Source organism: Streptomyces longisporus (assembly GCF_039532765.1).
Classification (GTDB): domain Bacteria; phylum Actinomycetota; class Actinomycetes; order Streptomycetales; family Streptomycetaceae; genus Streptomyces; species Streptomyces longisporus.
Map to the genome: position 1 here is coordinate 40,468 of NZ_BAAASG010000015.1, position 24,662 is coordinate 65,129.

Sequence of the window (24,662 nt, forward strand, 5' to 3'; positions counted from 1 at the left end):
GTCCTGCCATCAGAGCGGACAGCCGGCCCCGACGTAAAGAGGCGCACAGGGGCGACCCACTCCAAGTAGCGAAATTGGGGCGATTCAGTGACATTGGCAGGGCGTCGGAGCCGCCGTCTCAGCGGGCGGGCGTCGCGCACCCGCCCGCCGCGGGCTGACTAGGCTGGAGGGTCGAAAGCCGATCCGTACATCAGCGAGGAGTGCAGCCGTGGCGGTACGAGCGGTCCGGGGAGCCGTCCAACTGGAACGGGACGAGGCCGGGCACATGGACGAGCAGGTCGGGGCCCTGCTCACCGCCATCCTGGAGCGGAACGCCCTGAGCACCGACGACCTGATCAGCATCTGGTTCACGGCCACGGCCGATCTGCACAGCGACTTCCCGGCGGCCGCCGCACGCAAGCTCGGCATCGTCGACGTACCGCTGATCTGCGCCCAGGAACTCGACATCGAGGGCGCCATGCCACGCGTCGTGCGGGTCCTGGCGCACATCGAGTCGGACCGCTCCCGCGCCGACATCGCCCATGTCTACCTCGGTGCCGCGGCCGCCCTGCGCAAGGACATCGCCCAGTGAGAACCGCGCTCGTCATCGGCACCGGCCTCATCGGTACGTCCGCCGCCATCGCCCTGTCCCAGCGGGGCGTCGTCGTCCACCTCGCCGACCACGACCCCGAGCAGGCCCGTACGGCCGCCGCGCTCGGCGCCGGCACCGACGAGGCCCCCGCCGGACCCGTGGACCTCGCGATCATCGCCGCGCCTCCCGCCCATGTGGCCGGAGTGCTGGCCGACGCCATGCGCCGGGACGCGGCCCGCGGCTACCTCGACGTGGCCAGCGTCAAGGGCGGCCCGCGCCGCGAGCTGGAGGCGCTGGGCCTGGAACCGTCCGTGATGTCCAAGTACATCGGCACCCACCCCATGTCGGGCCGCGAGAAGTCCGGACCGCTCGCGGCGACCGGTGACCTCTTCGAGGGCCGCCCCTGGGTGCTCACGCCGACCCGGGACACCGACACCGAGGTGCTCAACCTCGCCCTGGAGCTGGTCTCGCACTGCCGGGCCGTCCCGGTCGTCATGGACGCCGACGCCCACGACCGCGCCGTCGCCCTGGTCTCCCACATGCCCCACCTGGTGTCCAGCATGGTCGCCGCGCGGCTGGAGAACGCCGAGGAGGCGGCCGTACGCCTGTGCGGTCAGGGCATCCGGGACGTGACCCGGATCGCCGCCTCCGACCCCCGGATGTGGATCGACATCCTGTCCGCGAACCCCGGGCCGGTCGCCGACCTGCTCTCCGACGTCGCCGCCGACCTGGAGGAGACGGTGCAGGCACTGCGGTCCCTGCAGTCCTCCGACGAGGCCAAGCGCGGCGAGGGCGTCCTGGGTATCGAGGACGTCCTGCGGCGCGGGAACGCCGGACAGGTCCGCGTCCCCGGCAAGCACGGATCCGCCCCGCGGGCGTACGAGGTCGTCGCCGTCCTCATCGACGACCAGCCGGGCCAGCTGGCACGCATCTTCGCCGATGCGGGCCGGGCCGGGGTCAACATCGAGGACGTACGCATCGAGCACGCGACCGGGCAGCAGGCGGGCCTGGTCCAGCTGATGGTGGAGCCGCAGACGGCACCGGTCCTCACGGCGGCCCTGCGGGAGCGAGGGTGGGCGATTCGGCAGTAGGCACCCGGCCGTGTCGTGGCCGTCTGCTGGGGGCTGCCGCCCCCGGACCCCCGCTTTCGGCCTGGACGGCCTCGTCCTCGAACGCCGGACGGGCTGAGAGGCCGCGCGTCCGGACGAGTGACGCGCACCCAGTAACCTTGTGCAGGGCACCCCCGCGGCCCCACACACCCACCGCACCGCACCAGGAAGGTGTCCCCCCGTGGAAAACGGCGTCGCCAAGCCCGTGATTGTCGCCATCGACGGCCCGGCCGGCACCGGCAAGTCGAGCACGTCGAAGGCCGTCGCGGCGCAGCTCGGCCTGAGCTACCTGGACACCGGCGCCCAGTACCGGGCGATCACCTGGTGGATGGTGACCAACGGGATCGACATCGACGACCCGACCGCGATCGCCGCCGTGGCGGGCAAGGCCGAGATCGTCTCCGGCACGGACCCGGCCAATCCGACGATCACGGTCGACGGCACCGACGTGGCCGGCCCGATCCGCACCCAGGAGGTCAGCTCCAAGGTCAGCGCGGTCAGCGCGGTGCCCGAGGTGCGCGCCCGGATCACCGAGCTGCAGCGCTCCCTGGCCACCTCCGCGGAGCACGGCATCGTCGTCGAGGGCCGTGACATCGGTACGACCGTGCTGCCCGACGCCGACCTGAAGATCTTCCTCACCGCCTCGCCGGAGGCGCGTGCCGCCCGCCGCAGCGGCGAGCTGAAGGGCGCCGACGTGCACGCCACCCGCGAGGCGCTGATCAAGCGCGACGCGGCCGACTCCTCCCGGAAGACCTCGCCGCTCGCCAAGGCGGACGACGCGGTCGAGGTGGACACCACCGACCTCACCCTCGCGCAGGTCATCGAGTGCGTCGTCACCCTCGTCGAGGAGAAGCGGGCCGGGAAGTGACTCAGCCTTCGGAGCGGGGCGCCGAGGTCGGGCGCCGGATCGGCGTCGGCCTGATGTACGGGCTGTGGAAGCCGCGGGTGCTGGGTTCCTGGAGGGTGCCCGCCACCGGCCCGGTGATCTTCGCCGTCAACCACTCCCACAACATCGACGGTCCGATGGTCATGGGCGTGGCGCCCCGGCCGACGCACTTCCTGATCAAGAAGGAAGCGTTCGTCGGCCCGCTGGACCCGTTCCTGCTCGGCATCGGGCAGGTCAAGGTCGACCGTTCGGGTGCCGACCGCACGGCGATCACGCAGGCGCTGGACGTGCTGTCCGCCGGCGGGGTCCTCGGCATCTTCCCGGAGGGCACCCGGGGTGAGGGCGACTTCGCCGCGCTGCGCGCCGGGCTCGCGTACTTCGCCGTACGCAGTGGAGCACCGGTCGTCCCGGTCGCCGTACTGGGAAGTTCCGAGCGGCGGGGACGGTTGATAAAGGGGCTGCCTCCGCTGCGCAGCCGTATCGACGTCGTCTTCGGCGACCCCTTCGAGGCGGGCGACGGCAGCGGACGGCGCACGCGCAAGGCGCTCGACGAGGCGACCGAACGCATCCAGAAGCAGCTCACCGCGCACCTGGAAAACGCCAGGCGCCTGACCGGGCGCTGAGCGACACTTCAGTAGTGGATCAGCCGGAGAAACCGGATGGTCCACCGATCACCACGATGAACGACGAGGTACGGACTTCATGAGCGACCACATCCACTCCGACGGCTCGGGCGAGGAGCACGACCACGGAGCACTTGGCGACGCCGAGTACGCGGACTTCATGGAGCTCGCCGCGGAAGAGGGCTTCGACCTCGAGGACGTCGAGGGTGCCATCGAGGAGGCCGGTCACGGCCCGCTGCCCGTCCTCGCCGTCGTCGGCCGCCCGAATGTCGGCAAGTCGACCCTGGTGAACCGCATCATCGGGCGGCGCGAGGCAGTCGTCGAGGACAAGCCGGGCGTCACCCGCGACCGCGTCACCTACGAGGCCGAGTGGTCGGGCCGCCGCTTCAAGGTCGTCGACACCGGCGGCTGGGAGCAGGACGTCCTCGGCATCGACGCCTCCGTGGCCGCGCAGGCCGAGTACGCGATCGAGGCTGCCGACGCCGTGGTGTTCGTCGTCGACGCCAAGGTCGGCGCCACCGACACCGACGAGGCGGTCGTACGGCTGCTGCGCAAGGCCGGCAAGCCGGTGGTGCTGGCGGCCAACAAGGTCGACGGCCAGAGCGGTGAGGCGGACGCGGCCTACCTGTGGTCGCTGGGGCTCGGTGAGCCGCACCCCGTCTCCGCGCTGCACGGCCGCGGCACCGGCGACATGCTGGACGCCGTCCTCGAGGTCCTGCCGGACGCTCCGGAGCAGACCTTCGGCACCGCGGTCGGCGGCCCGCGCCGCATCGCCCTGATCGGCCGCCCGAACGTCGGCAAGTCCTCCCTCCTCAACAAGGTGGCGAACGAGGAGCGCGTCGTCGTCAACGAGCTGGCGGGCACCACCCGCGACCCGGTCGACGAACTCATCGAACTCGGCGGCGTCACCTGGAAGTTCGTCGACACCGCCGGTATCCGCAAGCGCGTCCACCTCCAGCAGGGCGCCGACTACTACGCCTCGCTGCGCACCGCGGCCGCGGTCGAGAAGGCCGAGGTGGCGGTCATCCTGATCGACGCCTCCGAGTCCATCTCGGTGCAGGACCAGCGGATCGTGACGATGGCCGTCGAGGCGGGCCGGGCGATCGTCATGGCCTACAACAAGTGGGACACCCTCGACGAGGAGCGCCGCTACTACCTGGAGCGGGAGATCGAGACCGAGCTCGGCCAGGTCGCCTGGGCACCCCGGGTGAACGTCTCCGCCCGCACCGGACGGCACATGGAGAAGCTGGTCCCGGCGATCGAGACCGCGCTGGCCGGCTGGGAGACGCGTGTCCCGACGGGCCGTCTCAACGCCTTCCTCGGCGAGCTGGTCGCCGCCCACCCGCACCCGATCCGCGGCGGCAAGCAGCCCCGCATCCTCTTCGGCACCCAGGCCGGCACCAAGCCCCCACGGTTCGTGCTGTTCGCCTCCGGGTTCATCGAGGCGGGCTACCGGCGCTTCATCGAGCGCCGGCTGCGCGAGGAGTTCGGCTTCGAGGGGACGCCGATCCACATCTCGGTGCGGGTGCGGGAGAAGCGCGGCAACAAGAAGAAGTAGGCGCGACACAGGGGGTGGGCGGTCCCGATCGGGACCGCCCACCCCCTGTGTGTCAGCGAACGCCGCGCGGCCCTGGTGGCAGTGCGGCCGGCAGGCGCTGCCACTGCGTCTGCTGCCGGGCACTGTAGGCCCCGGCGCTGTAGGCGCTGTACGAGCTGCTGAACGATCCCGGCCGATGACCTCCGTGCGGCTCCGAACTGGTCGGAATGTTGCCGAAGGCGACGAACCCCAGGTTCTCCTCGCCGCTGCGGTCACCCGGCAGCGTGCGGAAGGACTTGACGTACTCGGACCAGAGCGCGTCGTAGATGGGCGTGGCCGAGTGGCTGCCCGAAATGTCCTGGGCCGAGCGGGCGGAGGGAATCGGCTGGAAGGACTGGCGGCGGGGGATGTCGTATGCGTGCACGTATGTCCAAACGACCCCGAACTTCAAGGGATGCGGTTGATATCCGCCTCTTTGGGTGATCTCATGTGCCCGCGAGCGGCATGGCGACGCCGACCAGCTTCCCATTGGCCGCCGCCTTGTCGAGCGCGTCCCGCAGCAGGTCCTCCCTGGGCTGACGCCCGATGGACCCTACGGGCGCTGCGAACATGAGCACCTGCTGGTGCTTGTTGGCGGCGGCCCGCCAGCCGTCGGTCACCTGCAGCGGCTGGTGCGCCTGCCACCACGCCACCGGCTGCCCGCCGTTCGTGCCGGGCTGCAGCACGGCGTGCAGCTGCCCCATGGCGAGCAGTACCGACCAGCCGTGCAGCACGGGCGGCACCTCGGACAGCTCCATGAGCGGCATGAACCCCTGCTCGATCAGCAGCGGCAGGAAGTCGTCGCCGAGCCCGGTCGTGCCCGGCCGCACGATGGGCCCGGTCGGCTCGACGACCAGCGCCGGGTGCAACTCCCCGGCGATCAGGACCAGTCCGCTGGTCACACCGAGCACGGCCTGCTCGGGGACGACCTGGTCGGGGTCCAGGTCCACGGTGTCCCCGGAGATGGAGCGCACGGCCCCCTGGAGCTGCTCCTCGGTGACCTGGACGACCTGCGAGGGCAGGCAGGTGGCGTGGGCGAAGGCGAGGACGGCGGTCTCCTCGCCGACGAACAGGACGGTGCTGGTGCGCTCCTGTTCGGAGTCGCCCGGGGTGCGGCAGGAGGTGCAGTCGTAACTGCCGGGGGCGTTCTCTCCGGCGAGCAGCCGGTCGGCTTCTTCGTCACCGATCTCGGCTCGTACCTCGTCGCTGACGTCGAGCATGCGCGGCACGGGTGGCTCCCCTCGGGAAGTGTGAACCGGGCGGGTCCCGGGCTCATGAAGAGACAACGGGCGATCTGTGGCGGGAGTCACGCTTCAGGGCGAACGGAGTCGAACCATCCACCGCACAGGGTCACCGCAGGTGCGGAATCGGGCACTCACTGTCAAGTCCTTGGATATCCAAGGAAGTTGGTTGCGTGAAGTGAGTCACAGGGTCCCGGACCTCATGGTCGACAAATCAGGATATCCGCGAATTAAGTGGGTGGCCGGAAATTGCTGATACCGGCGGTAACGGCGAACTGGCCTGGAATGACAAGCAGTTGGTTGCTGACGCCTCGACAGGCTCCTTAGATTCCTCCGCCGTGTGCAACGAGCACCGCTCGGGAAGGTCCGCCGACCGCACCAGCCGGCAGTGCCGGCAGAACGCGATCATCGGCGGACGGGGCGGAACGCGGCGACCGGCCCATGTGCCGGGAGCGCGCCCCGCCTTGGGGGAGCCCGGGTGTTTCGAGAGGGAATTACATGTCCGAGTGTGCCGATACCAGCCGTGACAACGTCCGCAGGAACCGTACGACGGCGCTTCTCGCCGGGGCGGCACTGCTCGCCCCGCTCGGGCTGCTCGCCGCGACCGGCAACGCCGCGGCGGCTGACGGCGGGGTGTGGGACCGCATCGCCCAGTGCGAGAGCGGCGGCAACTGGCACATCAACACCGGCAACGGCTACTACGGCGGGCTGCAGTTCTCCGCCGGCACCTGGCGCGCGTACGGCGGCACGGCCTACGCGCCGACGGCTGCCGGGGCCTCCAGGGAACAGCAGATCTCCGTGGCCACCAAGGTCCAGAACGCGCAGGGTTGGGGCGCCTGGCCGGTCTGTTCGGGACGGGCCGGAGCATACGGCGGCGCGCCCGCGGCCTCCTCCGGCTCGGCAACCACCGAGTCCGCACCGGTCACCAAGTCGGAACCGGTCGCCAAGTCGAAGCCGTCGAAGGCGCCGGCACGTTCGGCGGGCCACACGGCGCGCAGTGCCTCCCGCGGCGACTACACCGTCCGCGAGGGCGACACCCTGAGCAAGATCGCCGCCCGGCACGGGACCACCTGGCAGCGGCTGTACGCCGCCAACAAGGCGGTCATCGGCTCCGACCCCGATCTGATCATGCCCGGGCAGCAGCTCGACCTCTGAGCCGCTCCCCTCGCCGAAGGGCTCCGTCCGGTCGTCCGACCGGGTGGGGCCCTTCGGCCCGTCGGACGCGCCGGAGCGGTCGCGGGCCGCCCACTGCTTACCGTGGCCCGATGTTCCGCATGCACCGTACGCAGTTCGCACTCGCGCTGGCCGCCGCCGTGTTCGGCGCCCTCGTCCCCGTCACGGCGCAGGCGGCACCACCGCCACCGCTGCCGGGAACGCTTCCGGTGCGCTTGTCCTACGCCTACGCCTGCGCCAAGGACCACTGGCCCTGGGGCTGCATCGCGGACTGCGAGAGCGGCGGACAGTGGGACATCAACACCGGGAACGGCTTCTACGGCGGGCTGCAGTTCCGGCAGTCCACCTGGAAGTACTTCGGTGGGCTGAAGTACGCCCCGCGCGCGGATCTCGCCAGCCGCGAGGAGCAGATCGCCGTGGCCGAGAAGGTACTGGTCGCACAGGGATGGGAGACCTGGCCGGCCTGCTCCCAGCGCTACCGCCTCCAGGGGCGCGTGCACGCCGTCCACGCCGGCGAGACGCTGGTGTCGATCGCGGACAGATACGGCATCGACGGTGGCTGGCTGTCGCTGTACCGGGCCAACAGGGACATGGTCGGCGAGCACCCCGACCGGCTGAACGTCGGTACACAGCTGCTCATCCCGCGGGGCTCGGCCCGCGTCCGGGAGCCGTACCAGGACTTCGAGGCGGCCGGCCCGCCCCTGTCCGAGGACGACGCTCCCGTTCGCCCGCCTCTCCGCTGAACACGACGGTCCCGCGGCGCAGTTCGTACACGATGACCCCTCCCCGGTCCTGCAGCCCGGGCGGCAGCCGCTGCTCGGCGATGACGACGCAGGCGTCGAGGGCGCCCAGCAGCTCGTAGGTGCGGGCCGCGACCGCGGGGGACATGCCCTGCGCGGGCTCGTCGACGAGCACCACGCGTGCGCGTGCCAGCAGGGCGCGGGAGAGTGCGAGCATGCGCTGCTCGCCACCGGAGAGGGTGCCGGCGCGGCGTGTGAGCAGCGGCTCCAGCTGCGGGTACGCCTCCAGGGCGAACCCGTAGTCACCGGACGCCAGTTCGAGGTTCTCGTGCACGGTGAGGGAGCCGAACACGGCCTGCCGCTCGGGAACCAGACACAGCCCCTGCCGGGCCCGTTCGTACGCCGGCATCCGGCTCACGTCGACGCCGTCCCACACCACCGCACCGCCGGACAGCGGTACGAGGCCGGCCAGTGCGCGCAGAGCGGTCGTACGGCCGGATCCGTTGCGGCCGAGCAGGACGGTGAGGCCGGGGCCGGGGGCGGCGAGCGTGACGCCGTGCAGGGCCTCCAGGGGGCCGTAACGCACGCGCGCGTGGCGCAGGGAGATGGTCATGGGCCCGCCTCCCCGGCGCCGAGGGTGCCGAGGGTGTCGAGTATGTGTCCGGGTGGGCCGGAGGCGACGATGCGGCCCGCCGTCATGACGTGCACGACGTCCGCGAGGTCGGCGACCAGGTCGAGGTCGTGCTCCACCACGAGGAGGGCGGTGCCGTCGGCCGCCAGGGCCTTCAGCACCCGTGCCAGGGCGGAGACTTCGGTGCTGTCGAGGCCGGCTGCGGGTTCGTCGAGCAGCAGCACGCGGGGGCTGCCCGCGAGGGCCCTGGCCAGTTCTGCGCGGCGCAGTGTGCCGGTGGGGAGGTCCGCGGCGGGCAGGGTCCGTACGGGACCGTCGAGGCCGAGCAGGCGCAAGGCCCGGTCCACGGCTGCCGGGTCGTTCACCCGGCCCTGTTCGGCGCCCACACGGACGTTTTCGGCCACCGTCAGCGACGGGAAGACGGAGAGTTCTTGGAAGGTGCGGGCGATTCCCAGGCGGGTGCGGGTGTGGGCGGCCAGCCCCGTGATGTCCCTTGCGCCCAGGCGGACTTGGCCGTGGGCGGGGCGGAGCGTGCCTGCCAGGCAGTGGAACAGGGTGCTTTTCCCTGCCCCGTTGGGGCCGATGACGGCGGTGATCTGTCCCGGGGGGACGGTGAGGGTGACTCCGTCGAGGGCCTGGAAGCCGCCGTAGCGGGCGTGGAGGGCGTGGGCTGTGAGAGTGGGGGCGGGTGCGGGTGTGTGGGTGGGCACCCGGCCTTCGGCCGGGTTGTAGGTCCCACCGGCACCACCCGTGACACTTTCGTGGTCGGGTGCGGGTGGCCCCTGTGGGGGCTGAGCGGCGTCGGCGGCTGCTGGTTGTTTTCGTCGGGTCCCAGTACCGGCTGCGGCCTCGGTGTCTCCTGGCCCCGTCGCCCGCGCCCGTGACGCTGCCGTCACGCCCGCCAGGGCGGGCCGCCCCGGTGCCCGCTGCTCCGCAGGCCGCAGCTTCGCCCGCGCCCGGACCCCCAGCGGCGTCAGCCTCGCCTCCCGCCGCAGCCGTAGGCCTGCTGCCGCCCTCCGCAGGGCCTCGTACGGACCCCCGGGGAACCGGCCGACCAGCACCGCCAGTACGCCGATCAGGGCTGCCGCCACGCCGCCGCGGGCGCCCGCGTCCAGGCCCACCAGGAGGGCGGCCGCGGCCAGGGCGCCCAGGGTGCTGTCGGCGCCCAGGACCACGACTGCGGCGAACCACAGCAGGCTGCGTACGGGGTCGTAGGTGTTCGGGTCGAAGGCCCGCAGGCCCATGCCGAGCATGCCGCCGCCGAGCGCGGCCAGGGCGGCGCCCGAGACGAAGGCCAGGAGCTTGAGCGAGGGGACCTGGACGCCGGCCGCCGAGGCGCCCGACTCGTGGTCGCGCATGGCGGCCAGGGCCCGGCCCGTGCGGCCTCGGCGCAGCGCCCGCGTGGCCAGCAGCGCCACTGCCAGCAGGGCCAGTTCGAGGACGTAGTAGGCGCGGTCGCCGTCGAAGCCCGCCGGGCGGTCCAGGGCGAGGCCGGAGGTGGCGTACGGCTGGGCGAAGACGAAGCGGCTCACGCCGACGCCCACCGCGAACGTCGCCAGCGCGAGGGCGAGGCCCTGGCGGCCGATCGCCGGCCAGCCCGTCAGGAGGCCCAGGGGAGCCACCAGGACGACCGCCACCGCCAGGGCGGCCAGTTCGGGCAGGCGCGGCAGCACCGGGAAACGGCCCGCCGCGAGGAGGGCCGTGAACAGGGCGCCCAGGCCCGCGTACGCGGCCTGGCCGAGGGAGATCTGGCCGCCCCGGCCGGTGACCACCACCAGGGACAGCAGGACCACGCCCAGCGCCGGCACCTGGACCGAGGTGTGCAGGTCGGAGCCCGCGAAACCCAGCGGCAGCAGGAACAGGACGACGGCCACTATCCATGCGCCCGGCGGTGTCGGCACGCGCGCGGTGGCCGTCCGGGGAAGCGCGTCACGGGTGCCGATCCGCGGCAGCACCAGGGCCGCGACCAGCAGCGCCACCACGAACAGGTTCGCGCCCACCGCCTGCAGCAGAGGCTCGCCCCAACCGGAGGGGTGCAGCCGCGTCAGCTGGCTCTGCGCGATCCCCACGCCCAGCGCCACGACGACGGCCACCGGCAGGTTCCGCATCCGCGCCGTCACCGCGACCGCCACCACCTCCATGACCAGCAGCGGCAGCCCGTACGGGTCCAGCCGCACATACGGCGCCAGCAGCGCCCCCGTCAGGCCCGCCGTGAACGCACCGAACGCCCAGCCCGCCGCCGCCACCCGGTCCGCGTCGATCCCGCCGAGCACCGCGAGCTGCCGGTCGTCCACCACGGCCCGCAGCTCCCGCCCGAACCGCGTCCAGCGGATCACCGTGCCGACGCCGACGGCCAGCACGAGCACCACGGCCAGCTGGCCCCAGGGGTCCTCCGAGACCAGTTCGGGGGCGTCGTCCCGGGCGCCCTGCCCCCACACCAGTGCCGCCCCGCCGACCAGCAGGACGAAGACCCCGATCGACGCGACGAGCGTCTGCGCCGGGTCGCTGCCCAGGACGGCGAGCGGCCGGAAGACGAACCGTTCCAGGGCCACGCCGATCGCCGGGGCCAGGACGACGAGCGTCACCGTCGCCCCCAGCCACAGCGGCCAGCCCCACCCGATCACACACTGCCGCAGCACATACGCGCACACCATCGCGATCGCGCCGTGCGCGAAGTTGAGCACGCCGGTCGCGCGGTACGTCACGATCAGGCCGATCCCGGTGAGCGCGGCCGCGCTGCCGACGGAGAGGCCGGCGAGCGTGAGGTCGTACGTCAGGGAGGACATCGTCAGGCTTCAGTCGGTCTCGTCGGCGGGTTCGCAGATCGGGCACGGACCCAGCTCGCCGCTCTGCAGCAGCTTCGCGTCGACCGGTACGGCCTCCACCTTCCCGGAGACCAGCGGGCAGTCCGCGCGGTGCCACAGCGTGCCGCCCGGCACCATCAGCAGGTCACCGCTGACCGCGAGGGGCAGGGCGGCCGTCTGCCGGGACTCGTCGGCGTCGGCGGACTCGGCGGCGACCAGGAGGCCGTAGAGCTCCTCCACGCGCGCGGCGGTGAGGGTGTTGCGCCCATGGGTGAGCAGCACCGACCCGGCGATGATGAGCGCGGCGCCGGGGACCGTGCAGGAGGCGAGATAGGGCAGCTGACGCTCGGCGTAACGCTCACCGGAGATGCCGTACCAGCCGATGACGCACAGCACCGCACCCGCGGCGAGCGCGGCCCAGCCGGCCCACAGGACGGGGTGCAGGGTCCGCAGTCGGCCTGTCCGCATAACTGGCTCCCACACGTCGCGTTTCTGTGCATGTGCCTGTCCATGTCAGCCAATGGCTTGCACTATGCCTCCTGGAAGCTGACCCTGAAAGCACCGGGCGCACCTTGCCCGGACCGACACCCGGTGGTGAGCCAGATGGTTCTCGGGAGCGACCTCAGGCGGGGGAACGCAGGCAGGGGGCGCGGCCCAGGGGCGGCGGGACGGGGTACGGCGTTCGCGGCCGCCCTTGTTCTCATCTTCGCCCCGGTCCTCGCCGCGTGCAGTGACAGCAACGGCGGTGGCAGCGCGAGCACGCCCCCCACCCCGTCCGTGGAGAAGACGACGAGCGCGCCGGCCACCGCGCCCGCCGACCCGGCGGCGGCCAAGCAGGAGATCAGCAGGAACTGGCAGACGTTCTTCGACCCCAAGACGCCCCTGGCGCAGAAGCAGAAGGTCCTGGAGAACGGCGAGCGGATGGCGCCGGTCCTGAAGGCCTTCAGCGGTGACAAACGCGGCGGGCAGGTGCAGGCGAAGGTCCAGAAGATCGAGTTCACCTCGCCGACCCGGGCGACCGTGACGTACACCCTGACCCTGAACGGCGCGACCGCCCTGCCGAACGCCTCCGGGACCTCGGTCCAGCAGAGCGGCACCTGGAAGGTGTCCGTCAACACGCTGTGCGCCCTGGTCAAGCTGAGCGGCGATGCGTCGGCCTCGCCGGCACCGGGCTGCTGAACACGCGGCCGCCGCCGCGCTGCTGCTCCTGCTGGGCACGGCCTGCGGCAGCCGCCTGCCGGAGAGCGACTTCGAGCACGGCGGCCGCACGAGCGCGCCCGCGCCCACCGGCGGGACGCCCGTCCGCGTCGGCATCATCACCAGCGCCACCAGCCCGGTCGGCGGCAACACCTTCACCGGCCCGCGCGACGGCGCCAAGGCCTTCTTCGACCGGCTCGACGCGCGCGGCGGCATCGACGGGCACCCGGTCGAGGTGCGCGAGTGCGACGACGGCGGCAGCGGCGTCGGCAACAACACCTGCGTGCACCAGCTGATCGACGAGGACCAGGTCGTCGCCCTGGTCGCCACCACCGCCCTGGACTACGCGGGCGCCTCCCGGGTCTCCCACGCGCGCGTGCCCGACATCGGCGGCCAGCCCATCGGCGCCGCCTACGACACCTGGCCGCACCTCTACGGCATCTACGGCAGCCTCGCCCCGCGGAACGGCACCCCCGGCTGGAACGGAAAGCTCTACGGCGGCACGGAGGTCTACCGCTACTTCAAGCGCGAGAAGGGCGCCCGCACGGCCGCCGTCGTGTCCTACAACCAGGCCGCGTCCGCCGCGTACGCCCGCCTCGTCGAGCAGGGCCTGAAGGCCGAGGGCTACAAGGTGGTCACCGAGCAGGTCGACTTCGCGCTGCCCAACTTCCGTGCCGCCGCGGCCGATCTGAAGGAGCAGGGCGCCGACCTGGTCTTCGACGCCATCGACACCCACGGCAACGCCCAGCTGTGCAAGGCGATGGACGAGGTCGGCGCCAAGGTCATCGCGAAGGTCACCAACGTCCAGAACTGGACGTCCACCGTCCCCGACGACTACAAGGACTCCCCGCGCTGTCGCAACGCCCTGTGGGCGACCGGCTCCAGCCGGAACTACGAGGACACCGGCAACACGGCCGTACGGCAGTTCCGGGACGCCACGCGGGGCCTGAAGACGCACTCCCAGTGGCAGGTGGAGGGCTGGGCGGCCGCCATGTGGTTCACGGACGCGGCGAAGTCCTGTGCACAGGCGGGCATCACGCGTGCGTGCGTCGACGCCTTTATGAACCGCAGTGAGAACTACACCGCGGGCGGGCTGCTGGTTCCCGTCGTCTTCGAGCGGTTGGCCGAGCCGCCGAAGGACCGCAGGGCCTGTGTGTCGGTGGCCCGCTGGCAGGACGGCAGGGGCTGGGTGTCCCAGGGCGACATGAACAGCAACTGCTTCGACGTGCCGCAACTCTCCTACCAGCCGTAGTCCGGTGTCGGCCGTAGTTCGGCATCGGGCCGTGGTCCGGGTAAAGGGCAACCAAAGCGCCTGTTCGCGGGTCTAACCGAGAAGCACAGGCCGAGAAGGGATCCCTACCGCATGACGACGGTGGCTTCGCAGTCCACACCGCTGCGCGCCGACTGCATCGCCGACTCCGCGGGCGGCCTGACCTTCGACGTCCGCGCGGTCGGGGAGACGGCCACGGCCCTGCTCGTGCTGCGCCGCCGCGACAGCCACGACGAGGTGTATCTGCCGCTGACCCCTTCCGCGGACGGTCGGCTGCGGGCCGCGCTGCCCAGCATCGTCGCCCTCCCCGAGGGCCGCTGGGACGCCTACGCGCGCGTGGACGCCGGCGAGCCGCGCCGCCTGGCGCCCGGCGTCACCGATCTGCGCTCGCTCGCCGCCCGGACCCCCAGCGGCTCCCGCGGCCATGTCGCCGTCCGCATCCCGTACTCCCCCAGTTCTCGACTTCGCTCGAACCGGGGGGACCCCCATCCCGGCAGGGCAACCTCACCGTCCGCAGCTGGCTGCGCGCCCCGCACGCCGAGGCGGGCGAACTGCGCATCAGACAGGGCGTGTTGACGGTGCCGGGGCGGATGTACGGCATCGGGCTCGGACCGGACGCCCATGCCGAGCTGCGCGGCCGGCACGCGCCCGTCCCGGTGCGGCGGGCCGAAGTGCTCGCCGACCGCACCGAGTTCCGCTTCAAGGTGGTCTACGGCGCCCTGGAACCGGGCCTGTGGGACCTGTGGCTGCGACCGGCGGGGGAGGCGGGACCGGCGGTGCGGATCGCGCGGCTGCTCGACGACGTGGCCGACAAGAAGCCCGTGTTCACCTATCCACGCGTGCGTGTGGACGCGCCGTACGGACCGGTGGAGGCCGGACCTTACTACACACGGGACAACGATCTGTCCGTGTCCGTCACCGCGGTGAGCCCACCGCTTTAGACAGCAGCTTGAGGACAGCAGCGGTCCGCAACGGCTGGCAGACTCGGACCCATGTTGGAGACCTCGGCACGACTGCTGCGTCTGCTCTCACTTCTCCAGGCCCACCGCGAGTGGTCCGGCGCCGATCTCGCCGACCGTCTCGGTGTCACTGCGCGCACCGTGCGCCGGGACGTGGACCGCCTGCGCGAGCTGGGTTATCCCGTCAACGCCAGCCCCGGCACCGGCGGTGGCTACCAGCTGGGCGCGGGCGCCGAGCTGCCGCCGCTGCTCCTGGACGACGACGAGGCGGTCGCCGTCGCCGTCGGGTTGCGCACGGCCGCCGGGCAGGGCATCGAGGGCATCGGAGAGACCTCCGTACGGGCCCTCGCCAAGCTGGAGCAGGTGCTGCCCAGCCGGCTGCGCCGCCGGGTGGGCGCCCTCAACGCGTTCACCGTGCCGATGCTGCGCGGCCCGCAGCCCTCCGCGGTTGATCCGGCCGTCCTGACCGAACTGGCCAACCTCTGCCGGGACTGCGAACGCCTGCGCTTCGAGTACAGCGACCACGGGGGTGCTTCGAGCCGCCGGAGCGTCGAACCCCACCGCCTGGTGTGCTCCGAGCGCCGCTGGTATCTGGTCGCCTGGGACCTCGATCGCGCGGACTGGCGTACGTTCCGCGTCGACCGCATCACGCCGAAGCCGCCGCACGGCCCGCGCTTCGCACCGCGCACCCCGCCCGCCGACGACCTCGCCGCGTACGTCTCGAAGGGCGTCTCCACGCGCGCGTACGCCTCCCATGCCGTCGTCCGGCTGCGCGCGCCCCTGGAAGAGGCGGCGGAGCGCATCTCGCCCTCGGCGGGGCAGCTGGAGGCGGACGGCCCCGACGCCTGCATTCTGCGCACCGGGGCGGCGAGCCTCGACGTCATGGTGATTCACGTGATGATGACGGGCTTCGACTTCGAGGTTCTGGAGCCCGCCGAGCTCACCGAGGCGATCAGGACGGCCCGGGACCGGCTTTCTCGCGCTCTTCTCCGAGAGGTTCCTCGGGCGTCGCCGCGAACTCGGGATGGTGCAGGTCGAACGCCGGGGACTCGGAGCGGATCTTCGGCAGGACCCTGAAGTTGTGCCGGGGCGGCGGGCACGAGGTCGCCCACTCCAGCGAGCGGCCGTAGCCCCAGGGGTCGTCGCTCTCGACCTTCTCGCCGTACTTGGCGGTCTTCCAGACGTTGTAGAGGAACGGCAGCGTCGACATGCCGAGCAGGAACGCCCCGATCGTCGAGATGGTGTTGAGGGCCGTGAAGCCGTCCGCCGCGAGATAGTCGGCGTACCGCCGTGGCATGCCCTCCGCGCCCAGCCAGTGCTGCACCAGGAACGTGGTGTGGAAGCCGACGAAGAGCGTCCAGAACTGGATCTTCCCCAGCCGCTCGTCGAGCATCTTGCCGGTGAACTTGGGCCACCAGAAGTAGAAGCCGCCGAAGATCGCGAAGACGACCGTGCCGAACACCACGTAGTGGAAGTGCGCCACGACGAAATAGGTGTCCGAGACATGGAAGTCCAGCGGCGGCGAGGCCAGGATCACCCCGGTCAGACCGCCGAACAGGAACGTCACCAGGAAGCCGCACGCCCACAGCATCGGCGTCTCGAAGGACAGCGAGCCCTTGATCATGGTGCCGATCCAGTTGAAGAACTTCACGCCGGTGGGAACGGCGATGAGGAACGTCATGAACGAGAAGAACGGCAGCAGCACCGCGCCGGTGACGAACATGTGGTGCGCCCACACCACCACCGACAGTCCGGTGATCGACATCGTCGCACCGACCAGTGTCAGATAGCCGAAGATCGGTTTGCGGCTGAAGACCGGGATGATCTCCGTGATGATGCCGAAGAACGGCAGCGCGATGATGTACACCTCGGGATGGCCGAAGAACCAGAACAGGTGCTGCCACAGCAGCGCACCGCCGTTGGCCGAGTCGAAGACCTGCGCGCCGAACCGCCGGTCCGCCTCCAGACACAGCAGCGCGGCCGCGAGCACCGGGAACGCCATCAGGATCAGGATCGACGTGAACAGCGTGTTCCAGGTGAAGATCGGCATCCGGAACATCGTCATGCCGGGGCAGCGCATCCCGATGATCGTGGTGATGAAGTTGACCGCGCCGAGGATCGTGCCGAAGCCCGCCAGCGCCAGCCCCATGATCCACAGGTCGGGCCCGACACCGGGGGAGCGCACCGCGCTGTTGAGCGGCGCATAGGCGAACCAGCCGAAGGCGGCGGGACCCCCGGGCACGAGCAGCGAGCCGAGCACGATCAGGCCGCCGAACAGGAAGAACCAGTACGACAGCATGTTCAGCCGCGGGAAGGCGACGTCGGGGGAGCCGATCTGCAGCGGCATCAGCTCGTTGGCGAAGCCCGCGAACATCGGCGTCGCGAAGAGCAGCAGCATGATCGTGCCGTGCATGGTGAACAGCTGGTTGAACTGGTTGTTGTCCATGATCTGCAGCCCCGGCCGGGCCAGTTCGGCGCGCATCAGCAACGCCATCACCCCGCCGGTCAGGAAGAACAGGAACGAGGTGATCAGGTAGAGATGCCCGATCTTCTTGTGGTCGGTGGTCGTCAGCCAGTCGACGATCACCCGGCCCTGACTGGTCGGCACGGGTCGCGCTGCCGCCTGCACGGTCTGGGTCCCCATCGCTCGCTCGCCCCTTCGCTCGTCGCGCCCCGGGTCCGCTGAAGCCCGCGCCACCCCCGCTCGCGAGCTCACGTCATGATGCGCGCGCCGTCGCGCGCTCCGACAGGGGGCGTGCGGGGGTTCTGTGCTGGAACCGTGCATTTTCTACGCGGTGTCAGCTCTCACGAACCCGCCGGGAATCGGACCCGAAAGAAGTCCGGGATCAGTTCTCACGGCACTTTCCGACGGGCTATTCGGAGAGCGGCCGCGACACGCGGGAATTACGTTCGATTGCCTGCGGAAGGCCTACGGAACCGGTGCGGAACCGCTCGTACGTGTGACACCCGCAGCGCAGTAGTTGATGTCACATGAGCCGAAACACGTGTCGTGATCCTGTGACAGAAGTGTGACCGGAGGGGGATGCGGGCCCTGTGGGACCGCCCCGCCTTCCCCGGTCGCGGGACAGGGCCTAGCGTGGCGGCATGGCACCGATTCCCACTCCGCAGGCGGAGCCCCAGGACAGTCCGGACGCGTATGTCGGCCTCGATGCGGCCGGCGCCGAGCGGCGCGCGCGGGAGCGCGGCTGGTCCACGGTGCGCTCGCTGCCGCCGGGGGCGATCATCACGATGGAGTACCGCACGGGCCGGCTGAACTTCGAGGTGGAGGACGGCCGCGTGGTGCGGGCCTGGAAGGGCTGACGGATGACGAAGGCCCCGGTTCCCGAACGGGAACCGGGGCCTTCGTCATGTGCGGGGGTGGCTGTGCGTACCGGCCCCGCTGTCGGTGTGCTCTCAGCCTGTCAAGGGCGGGCCGTGGAGGTCGTGGCGCCGCGCGGGATGCGGTCCGCGTGCGGCGGTCGGCGGCTGCCCGCCGGGGTGACCGGTGTGCGCTCCGAGCGGGCCGTGTGAGGGCCCGGGGCCAGATAGACGGGCGCCCGGCCCGAGCGGGCCCCGGAGCCGACCGTCTCGCGTGCGGCGGCCTCGTCCTGTGCGGCCGTACGCGGCCTGAGCGGCACCGGAGCGCCCACGGGGGCCGCCGGTGCGGTGGCGCCCTTGCGGGCGCGCCAACGGTCGCGCAGGTCGAAGAGGGCGACCTCGGCCTTGGCGATCCCCGGCTCGCACCACGGCAGGGCCAGCAGGATCAGCAGGCCGGCGGCCCAGCCGAGGAGCACGTCGCTCAGCCAGTGCGTACCGAGGTAGACGGTGGCCAGGCCCACGCCCAGGGCCGTCAGCGCGGAGAGGGCGGACAGCCAGCGGCGGGCTCTCGGGGTGGAGGCGAGATAGGCCAGGATGCCCCAGGTCACCACGGCGTTGGCGGTGTGGCCGCTGGGGAATATATCGCCGCCCAGGCCCATCTCGTTCGAGCCGATCGTGGTCGCGTAGTGCGGTCCGAGGCGGCCCATGCCGAGCTTGGCGGCGCCCACGGTGATGTTCAGCAGCAGCAGCGAGGCGCCCAGGGTCAGCAGCGGGCGCAGGGTGTGCTGGCGCCAGGAGCGCCAGCCCAGCCAGGCCGCGACCATCACCGCGGTCGGGCCGCGCTGGCCGAGCACGACGTAGTAGTCGACGAACCAGTGGATGCCCTGCCACTGCTGGTACGGCCGGAAGAACATGACCTGCCAGTCGAAGCGGACCAGCCACGACGTGGTCACGACGAGATACACGATCGCCAGGTAGAAGGCCAGGGTCCCGGTCAGCAACGCGACCCGGTGCCGGCTCATCCTCGGCACATCGAGGTTGGCCGGTCGTTCCGGCTCCCGGTCCAGTCTGGCGAACACCCGGTCCAGACGGGTGAGGTTTCGTTCGGTACGCACCCAATCGACGTTACAGCGAGTGAGGTAAGTTCTCCGTCTCTTCAGCTGCTTTGTGATGACGATGTGATGTGGGATTCCTCTCAGCGGCGGGTTTATTTCCAAGGAATCCGCAAAGTCGGGCGGCTGCCCCCTTCAATTCCTTTGATCATTCCGCGAACCCGTTTTATGGGACTTATGAATTCGTTCACCGAATGCTGGGGCCGATTTACCCGGACGCTCACCGGCCCCGCCAGTCGATCATGGAGGACCGGAGCCGTTCAGCCAGAACGCTCCGTACACGGCCGATGCCACCGCGACACCGCCCACCACCAGCACCGACCTGGACGTACGCAGCCGGGACAGGGGCAGGGCAAGGGGCAGCAGCAGCGGGAAGGCGGGCAGCAGCAGGCGCGGTTTCGAGCCGAAGTAGCTCGACGCGCACAGGGCGAGCGCGGTGACCACACCCGCGTAGACCAGCAGCGGAAGCGGCTGGCGCTGCCGTACGCAGACGACGTACAGCCGCACCACGAGGCCGACCCCGAGGACGATCGCGACGGCCGCGAGAGCCGACGGGAACGACGTGAACTTTTCGGCGACGAAGCGGGCGAAGGCCAGGCCGCCGTCGAAGCCGTTGCGCCAGCCGGCCTGGACGTCCAGATAGCCCAGCGGGCCCCTGCCGGTGCGGTGGCCGACCCACAGGACGTAGCCGGCGGCGCCCAGCGGGGCCAGGAGCATGGCCAGGGCGCGTCCTGCGGCCGCGGGGGCGCGCGGTTCGTCCGGGGCGCCGTCCGATGACCGGACGCGCTGCGTGGAACCGTCCACAGGCGGCGCGGGGGTGCACTCACCCGCGCGCGCGTCCGCCGCGCTCCGCTCTCGCACGAACGAGACCAGCCCGGCCGCCCACACCGCCGCGACGACGGCGAGCCCGACCGGCCGGGTCAGCCCCGCCAGCGCGGCCAGCACGCCCGCCGCCGGCCAGCGGCCGGTCAGGACCGCGTACAGCGACCAGGCGGCGAGCGACGTGAACAGCGACTCGCTGTACGCCATCGACTGCACGATCCCGACGGGCAGCACCGCCCACAGCAGCACCGCGCACACCCCGGCCCGGCGGCCGTACACATGCTCCGCGACCGCGAAGATCCCCCAGGCCGCCGCGAGCGAGGCGAGCAGGCTGACGACGAAACCGGCGTCGGCGTACGACAGCGGGCTCACTGCCGCGAGGCCCCGCTCCAGCCAGGGCAGCAGCGGGAAGAAGGCCAGATTCGAGTGCACGTCGCCATTGGGCAGCCGTACCTCGTAGCCGTAACCGAGCTCGGCGACCCTCGTGTACCAGAGCGCGTCCCAGCGGGCCGTCAGCAGCGTGTACGCGCTCTTGCCGCGCGCGGCGCTCCACAGGGCCAGCACGAGCAGGCCCAGGGCGCGCACGGCCAGGTACCCGAGGAGGGCAGGGGCCGCACGGCGCAGGGCCGTCTCGCGCGGCGGCGCCACGCGTGTCGCAAGGTCGGTCACGGGCTCGATTATCGACGGCCGACGGAACCGGAAGGCCCGGCGGGGCGTGACCCGGAAGGAGGGGGGAGTGGCGTACGCCACACCGGTCTGTGCGAAGTCTGAGAGGTCCGCCACGTGACCTGCGCACGAACTCGCGTACGCTGACGTGTCACTCGCCTTCGTTGCGCGGGCCGGAGACCACCGCTCCTCTCCGGCCGAGATCACGGGGAGTCCCCGCCCCGTGTGCCCGCCGACCGCGAGGGAACATCTGGGAGGTACGTACATGTCCGGGACGACCACGGCCGCCGCTGCGCTGCGCCGTCGGGCGGCCGGGGCCGGTGCCAACCGCTGGGTCGTGCTCGTCGTCCTCTGCGTGAGCCTGCTGTTGGTCGCGGTCGACGCGACCGTGCTGCACGTGGCCGTCCCCGCCGTCACCGAGGACCTCAGGCCCGGCGCGATAGAACTGCTCTGGATCGTCGACGTCTACCCCCTCGTCTGCGCCTCGCTGCTGATCCTCTTCGGCACGCTCGGCGACCGGGTGGGCCGCAGAAGGATCCTGCTGCTCGGCTACGGCCTCTTCGGCCTCGCCTCCGGCCTCGCGGCCCTCGCCCACGACCCGCAGGTGCTGATCCTCGCGCGGGCGCTGCTCGGCGTCGGCGGCGCGATGATCATGCCCGCGACGCTCTCGATCCTCCGCCAGGTCTTCCCCGACCGGCGTGAGAGGGCCCTCGCGATCGGTGTCTGGAGCGCGGTCGCCGCGGTCGGTGCGGCGGTCGGGCCGCTCCTCGGCGGCTTTCTGCTGGAGCACTTCTGGTGGGGTTCCGTCTTCCTCGTCAACATCCCGCTGATGCTGGTCAGCCTGCCGGTGGGCCGGCTGCTGCTGCCCGAGTCACGGGGCGCCGGTGACGGTCCCTGGGACGTGGTGGGCGCACTGATGGCGGCCGCCGGGCTGTTCGGCGTGGTGCTGGGTGTCAAGCGGCTGGGTGGCGGCGAGCTGGGTCCGTTCACCGTGGCGCCGCTCGTCGTGGGCGCCTTCCTGCTGCTGATTTTCGTACGGCGGCAGCGGCGCCGTACGCATCCGCTGGTGGACCTCGGGATGTTCGCGCGGCCCGCCTTCAGCACCGCCGTGGGCTGCATCGTGCTGGCGATGCTCGCGCTGGTCGGTCTCGAACTGATCGCGGCGCAGTATCTGCAGCTGGTGCTGGGGCTGTCGCCGCTGGAGACGGGGCTTCGGCTGCTGCCGCTGACGTTCGCGGCGATGGCGGCGGGGCTTGCGGGCGCACGGATGCTGCGGCGCTTCGGCCCGCGTCGGATGGTGAGCCTCGGGTTCTGCCTGACCGCCGGGGCCGTGGTGCTGCTGACCGTGATGGGCGGGTCCGACAACGCGGGGCTGATGGTGGCCGCGTTCATGCTGCTCGGCTTCGGCCTGGAGACCACGCTCTTCGGGGCGTACGAGCCGATGCTGAGCGAGGCCCCGCCGGAGCAGGCCGGCGGCGCTGCGGCGATCGGCGAGACCTCGTACCAGCTGGGGGCGGGAATCGGTATCGCGCTCCTCGGGAGCGTGATGAACGCCGCGTACACGCCCGGACTGGCGTCCGTCCCGGGGGTTCCTTCGTCGGCCTCGGCCGCTGCGTCGCATTCGCTGGGCGAGGCGTATCAGGTTGCCGCGCAGCTGGGTGGGGGTGTGGGGGTTGCCCTGCGGCGGGCCGCGCGGGACTCGTTCGTGCACGGGCTGCATGTGACGCTGCTGGTCAGCGCTGCACTGTTGTTGCTGGGGGCGGTGATGGCGTTGCGGTTGCCGCGGGTCATGCACTGCGAGCAGCCTGCGGCGCCTGTGGAGCTGCCTGCGCCTCGGGAAGTCGCGGATTCCCGGGTCTCGGCCTGAGTGGTTGTCTGCGGCGCCATTGTGGCTGGTCGCGTCCACGCGGCGGAGCCGCATATCGACACAGCCCTGCGCCCCTATGGGGCGCGCTGTACTGGACGTGGACGACACTGCACCGTAACGTCGGCCTCAAAGCCGTAACTAGCGGTGCTAGTTTTTCGTCGTGCCGGAGGGTTCCATGTCTGCGTCCTCGAAACTGCCCCCCTTTGACCCGGCCGATCCCCTCGGCATCGACGACCTGCTGGAACCCGAGGACCTCGCCGTCCGGGACACCGTGCGGGCTTGGGCCGCCGACCGGGTGCTGCCGTATGTCGCCGAGTGGTACGAGAAGGGGGAGCTGCCCGGTATCCGCGAGCTCGCCAAGGAGCTCGGTGGGATCGGGGCCCTCGGTATGTCGCTCAGCGGGTACGGGTGTGCGGGGGCCAGTGCCGTGCAGTACGGGCTGGCCTGTCTGGAGCTGGAGGCCGCCGACTCCGGGATCCGGTCGCTGGTCTCCGTGCAGGGGTCCCTTGCGATGTACGCCATCCACCGGTTCGGCAGCGAGGAGCAGAAGCAGCAGTGGCTGCCCCGCATGGCCGCCGGTGAGGCCATCGGGTGCTTCGGGCTGACCGAGCCCGATCACGGGTCCGACCCCGCCTCGATGCGCACGCACGCCAAGCGGGACGGCGGCGACTGGGTCCTCAACGGGCGGAAGATGTGGATCACCAATGGATCCGTGGCGGCCGTCGCCGTGGTCTGGGCCCGGACCGAGGACGGGATCCGTGGCTTCGTCGTGCCCACCGACAGCGCCGGGTTCTCCGCGCCGGAGATCAAGCACAAGTGGTCCTTGCGGGCCAGCGTCACCAGCGAACTCGTCCTCGACGACGTACGGCTGCCCGCCGATGCCGTACTGCCGGAGGTCGTCGGCCTCAAGGGACCGCTCAGCTGTCTCTCGCACGCCCGCTACGGGATCGTCTGGGGCGCCATGGGCGCGGCCCGCAGCTGTTTCGAGGCCGCCGTCGACTATGCGAAGTCGCGGGAGCAGTTCGGGCGGCCCATCGGGGGATTCCAGCTCACCCAGGCCAAACTCGCCGACATGGCGGTCGAACTGCACAAGGGGATTCTGCTCGCCCACCATCTGGGGCGGCGCATGGATGCCGGCCGCCTGCGTCCCGAGCAGGTCAGCTTCGGCAAGCTCAACAACGTACGCGAGGCCATCGAGATCTGCCGCACCTCACGGACGATCCTCGGCGCCAACGGGATCTCGCTCGAATACCCCGTCATGCGGCACGCCACCAACCTCGAGTCGGTGCTGACCTACGAAGGCACCGTCGAGATGCACCAGCTCGTACTGGGCAAGGCGCTCACCGGACTCGACGCCTTCCGGTGAACCCTGCGCGGGGGCAGGGCCGGTGAGCGGCCCTGCCTCAGCTCTGGTTGAAGAAACCGTCCGAACGGTGCGAGGCCGGCTCCCCGCTGATGATTTCCGTGTCGGCGGGGGTGAGCAGGAAAACGCGGTTGGAGACACGGTCGATCGAACCGCGCAGACCGAAGATGAGCCCCGCCGCGAAGTCGACGACGCGCTTGGCGTCGGACGCCTCCATGGCGGTGAGGTTCACGATCACCGGGACACCCTCACGGAACAGCTCGCCGATGGCGCGGGCGTCCCGGAAGCTGTCCGGGGTCACCGTGCCGATACGGCGGCCCTTTTCCTCGGCGGTGTCCGAGGCCACCTTGACCCGCGGGTCGGTGACCCAGGCATCCCCGGGCTGCTCGGTCCCTTCGGAGTAGTCGTCGTCGTAGTAACGCTCGTCATCGTTGTCGTCAACGAGGCCAAGCCAGGCACTCGCCTTGCGTACCGATCCCATGGACGCCTCCTCTCACAGCGGTCCTTCTTGCTTTCCGCATCCCTATGGTCATCCATGATGCGGTTGGCGCGCCAAGTGGATAGACGCCGCGCGGGGGGTTTGTGACGGTACTGGTGCAGAGCGAATCCGTCGAGAGCCCGCGTTTCCCAAGGGTCGTGCTGTACACAGATGCTGACTGTGAGTGAAATATGATTCTTCACGGCGTACGGGTGACGGGCACTGCGTACGGGTGAACGCAGTGGTCGGTACGATG

21 protein-coding genes and 2 pseudogenes are annotated in these 24,662 nt (G+C 71.2%); 14 read left to right on the forward strand and 9 right to left on the reverse strand.

Annotated features, from left to right (window positions below; all coding sequences use genetic code 11):
• Positions 1-208: 208 nt before the first annotated feature.
• The 5 genes from aroH (at position 209) to der (ending at position 4,747) form a co-directional block, all read left to right on the forward strand.
• Positions 209-571 (forward strand): chorismate mutase, encoded by a 363-nt coding sequence (gene aroH / locus ABD355_RS30960; RefSeq protein ID WP_344404120.1) that lies wholly within the window; start codon positions 209-211, stop codon positions 569-571.
• Positions 568-1,662 (forward strand): prephenate dehydrogenase, encoded by a 1,095-nt coding sequence (locus ABD355_RS30965; RefSeq protein ID WP_344404121.1) that lies wholly within the window; start codon positions 568-570, stop codon positions 1,660-1,662. The genes aroH and ABD355_RS30965 overlap by 4 nt, the downstream gene beginning before the upstream one ends.
• A 199-nt stretch (positions 1,663-1,861) precedes the next feature.
• Positions 1,862-2,548, forward strand: a complete 687-nt coding sequence (gene cmk, locus ABD355_RS30970; protein ID WP_344404122.1) for a (d)CMP kinase — start codon at positions 1,862-1,864, stop codon at positions 2,546-2,548.
• A complete protein-coding gene (locus tag ABD355_RS30975; RefSeq protein WP_425585812.1) occupies positions 2,506-3,189 on the forward strand; it encodes a lysophospholipid acyltransferase family protein in 684 nt (227 codons plus the stop codon). Before cmk ends, ABD355_RS30975 begins: the two co-directional genes overlap by 43 nt.
• 79 nt (positions 3,190-3,268) lie before the next feature.
• The gene (gene der / locus ABD355_RS30980; RefSeq protein WP_344404124.1) at positions 3,269-4,747 is read left to right on the forward strand and encodes a ribosome biogenesis GTPase Der; all 1,479 of its coding nucleotides are present in this window, start codon (positions 3,269-3,271) and stop codon (positions 4,745-4,747) included.
• A gap of 52 nt (positions 4,748-4,799) precedes the next feature.
• Here the strand turns inward: der and ABD355_RS30985 are convergent, their stop codons facing one another.
• Positions 4,800-5,150 (reverse strand): hypothetical protein, encoded by a 351-nt coding sequence (locus ABD355_RS30985; RefSeq protein WP_344404126.1) that lies wholly within the window; start codon positions 5,148-5,150, stop codon positions 4,800-4,802.
• A gap of 61 nt (positions 5,151-5,211) precedes the next feature.
• Positions 5,212-5,994, reverse strand: a complete 783-nt coding sequence (locus tag ABD355_RS30990; RefSeq protein ID WP_344404128.1) for a hypothetical protein — start codon at positions 5,992-5,994, stop codon at positions 5,212-5,214.
• 510 nt (positions 5,995-6,504) lie between these two features.
• Here ABD355_RS30990 and ABD355_RS30995 point away from each other — a divergent pair.
• Positions 6,505-7,161, forward strand: coding sequence for a transglycosylase family protein (locus tag ABD355_RS30995; RefSeq protein ID WP_344404129.1), 657 nt, complete (start codon positions 6,505-6,507; stop codon positions 7,159-7,161).
• A gap of 110 nt (positions 7,162-7,271) precedes the next feature.
• Positions 7,272-7,922, forward strand: coding sequence for a transglycosylase family protein (locus ABD355_RS31000; RefSeq protein WP_425585813.1), 651 nt, complete (start codon positions 7,272-7,274; stop codon positions 7,920-7,922).
• Here the strand turns inward: ABD355_RS31000 and ABD355_RS31005 are convergent.
• Genes ABD355_RS31005 through ABD355_RS31015 form a run of 3 tightly spaced genes read right to left on the reverse strand, consistent with a single transcriptional unit; the run spans position 7,816 to position 11,822 of the window.
• On the reverse strand, positions 7,816-8,532 hold the full coding sequence (locus tag ABD355_RS31005; protein ID WP_344404130.1) for an ATP-binding cassette domain-containing protein: 717 nt from the start codon (positions 8,530-8,532) through the stop codon (positions 7,816-7,818). The genes ABD355_RS31000 and ABD355_RS31005 overlap by 107 nt on opposite strands.
• Entirely contained in the window at positions 8,529-11,336 is a 2,808-nt protein-coding gene (locus tag ABD355_RS31010) for an ABC transporter permease subunit (protein WP_344404131.1), read from the reverse strand. The genes ABD355_RS31005 and ABD355_RS31010 overlap by 4 nt, the downstream gene beginning before the upstream one ends.
• Before the next feature lie 9 nt (positions 11,337-11,345).
• The gene (locus ABD355_RS31015; protein WP_344404132.1) at positions 11,346-11,822 is read right to left on the reverse strand and encodes a hypothetical protein; all 477 of its coding nucleotides are present in this window, start codon (positions 11,820-11,822) and stop codon (positions 11,346-11,348) included.
• A 135-nt stretch (positions 11,823-11,957) separates the two neighbouring features.
• Between ABD355_RS31015 and ABD355_RS31020 the strand changes: the two genes are divergently transcribed.
• From ABD355_RS31020 to ABD355_RS31035, 4 genes and pseudogenes are all read left to right on the forward strand, one after another.
• Entirely contained in the window at positions 11,958-12,533 is a 576-nt protein-coding gene (locus tag ABD355_RS31020) for an MTB12 C-terminal domain-containing protein (protein WP_344404134.1), read from the forward strand.
• On the forward strand, positions 12,502-13,803 hold the full coding sequence (locus ABD355_RS31025) for an ABC transporter substrate-binding protein (RefSeq protein ID WP_344404135.1): 1,302 nt from the start codon (positions 12,502-12,504) through the stop codon (positions 13,801-13,803). The genes ABD355_RS31020 and ABD355_RS31025 overlap by 32 nt, the downstream gene beginning before the upstream one ends.
• 111 nt (positions 13,804-13,914) lie before the next feature.
• Positions 13,915-14,762: pseudogene (locus tag ABD355_RS31030) on the forward strand (hypothetical protein).
• A gap of 51 nt (positions 14,763-14,813) precedes the next feature.
• Positions 14,814-15,857: a helix-turn-helix transcriptional regulator gene (locus tag ABD355_RS31035; protein WP_344404136.1), complete on the forward strand. Its 1,044-nt coding sequence runs from the start codon at positions 14,814-14,816 to the stop codon at positions 15,855-15,857.
• Here ABD355_RS31035 and ctaD read toward each other — a convergent pair.
• A pseudogene (ctaD, locus tag ABD355_RS31040) lies at positions 15,856-17,565 on the reverse strand (aa3-type cytochrome oxidase subunit I); the annotation flags it as partial. The gene ABD355_RS31035 and the pseudogene ctaD sit on opposite strands and share 2 nt — an antisense overlap.
• A 320-nt stretch (positions 17,566-17,885) precedes the next feature.
• Here ctaD and ABD355_RS31045 point away from each other — a divergent pair.
• On the forward strand, positions 17,886-18,101 hold the full coding sequence (locus ABD355_RS31045) for an I78 family peptidase inhibitor (RefSeq protein ID WP_266953865.1): 216 nt from the start codon (positions 17,886-17,888) through the stop codon (positions 18,099-18,101).
• Positions 18,102-18,202: 101 nt separating this feature from the next.
• On the opposite strand, the gene ABD355_RS31050 is transcribed toward ABD355_RS31045, so the two are convergent.
• Both ABD355_RS31050 and ABD355_RS31055 read right to left on the reverse strand, forming a co-directional pair.
• Positions 18,203-19,213 carry a phosphatase PAP2 family protein gene (locus ABD355_RS31050; RefSeq protein ID WP_344404137.1) on the reverse strand — a complete coding sequence of 337 codons (1,011 nt, stop codon included), beginning with the start codon at positions 19,211-19,213 and terminating at the stop codon, positions 18,203-18,205.
• Positions 19,214-19,450: 237 nt separating this feature from the next.
• Positions 19,451-20,701, reverse strand: a complete 1,251-nt coding sequence (locus tag ABD355_RS31055; RefSeq protein WP_344404138.1) for a glycosyltransferase family 39 protein — start codon at positions 20,699-20,701, stop codon at positions 19,451-19,453.
• A 262-nt stretch (positions 20,702-20,963) separates the two neighbouring features.
• Here ABD355_RS31055 and ABD355_RS31060 point away from each other — a divergent pair, with 262 nt between their 5' ends.
• Positions 20,964-22,565: an MFS transporter gene (locus ABD355_RS31060; RefSeq protein ID WP_344404139.1), complete on the forward strand. Its 1,602-nt coding sequence runs from the start codon at positions 20,964-20,966 to the stop codon at positions 22,563-22,565.
• A gap of 175 nt (positions 22,566-22,740) precedes the next feature.
• Positions 22,741-23,931: an acyl-CoA dehydrogenase family protein gene (locus tag ABD355_RS31065; protein WP_344404141.1), complete on the forward strand. Its 1,191-nt coding sequence runs from the start codon at positions 22,741-22,743 to the stop codon at positions 23,929-23,931.
• Positions 23,932-23,968: 37 nt separating this feature from the next.
• On the opposite strand, the gene ABD355_RS31070 is transcribed toward ABD355_RS31065, so the two are convergent.
• Complete coding sequence (locus ABD355_RS31070; RefSeq protein ID WP_115909036.1) at positions 23,969-24,409, reverse strand: cell division protein SepF; 441 nt, start codon at positions 24,407-24,409, stop codon at positions 23,969-23,971.
• Between the last annotated feature and the right edge of the window lie 253 nt (positions 24,410-24,662).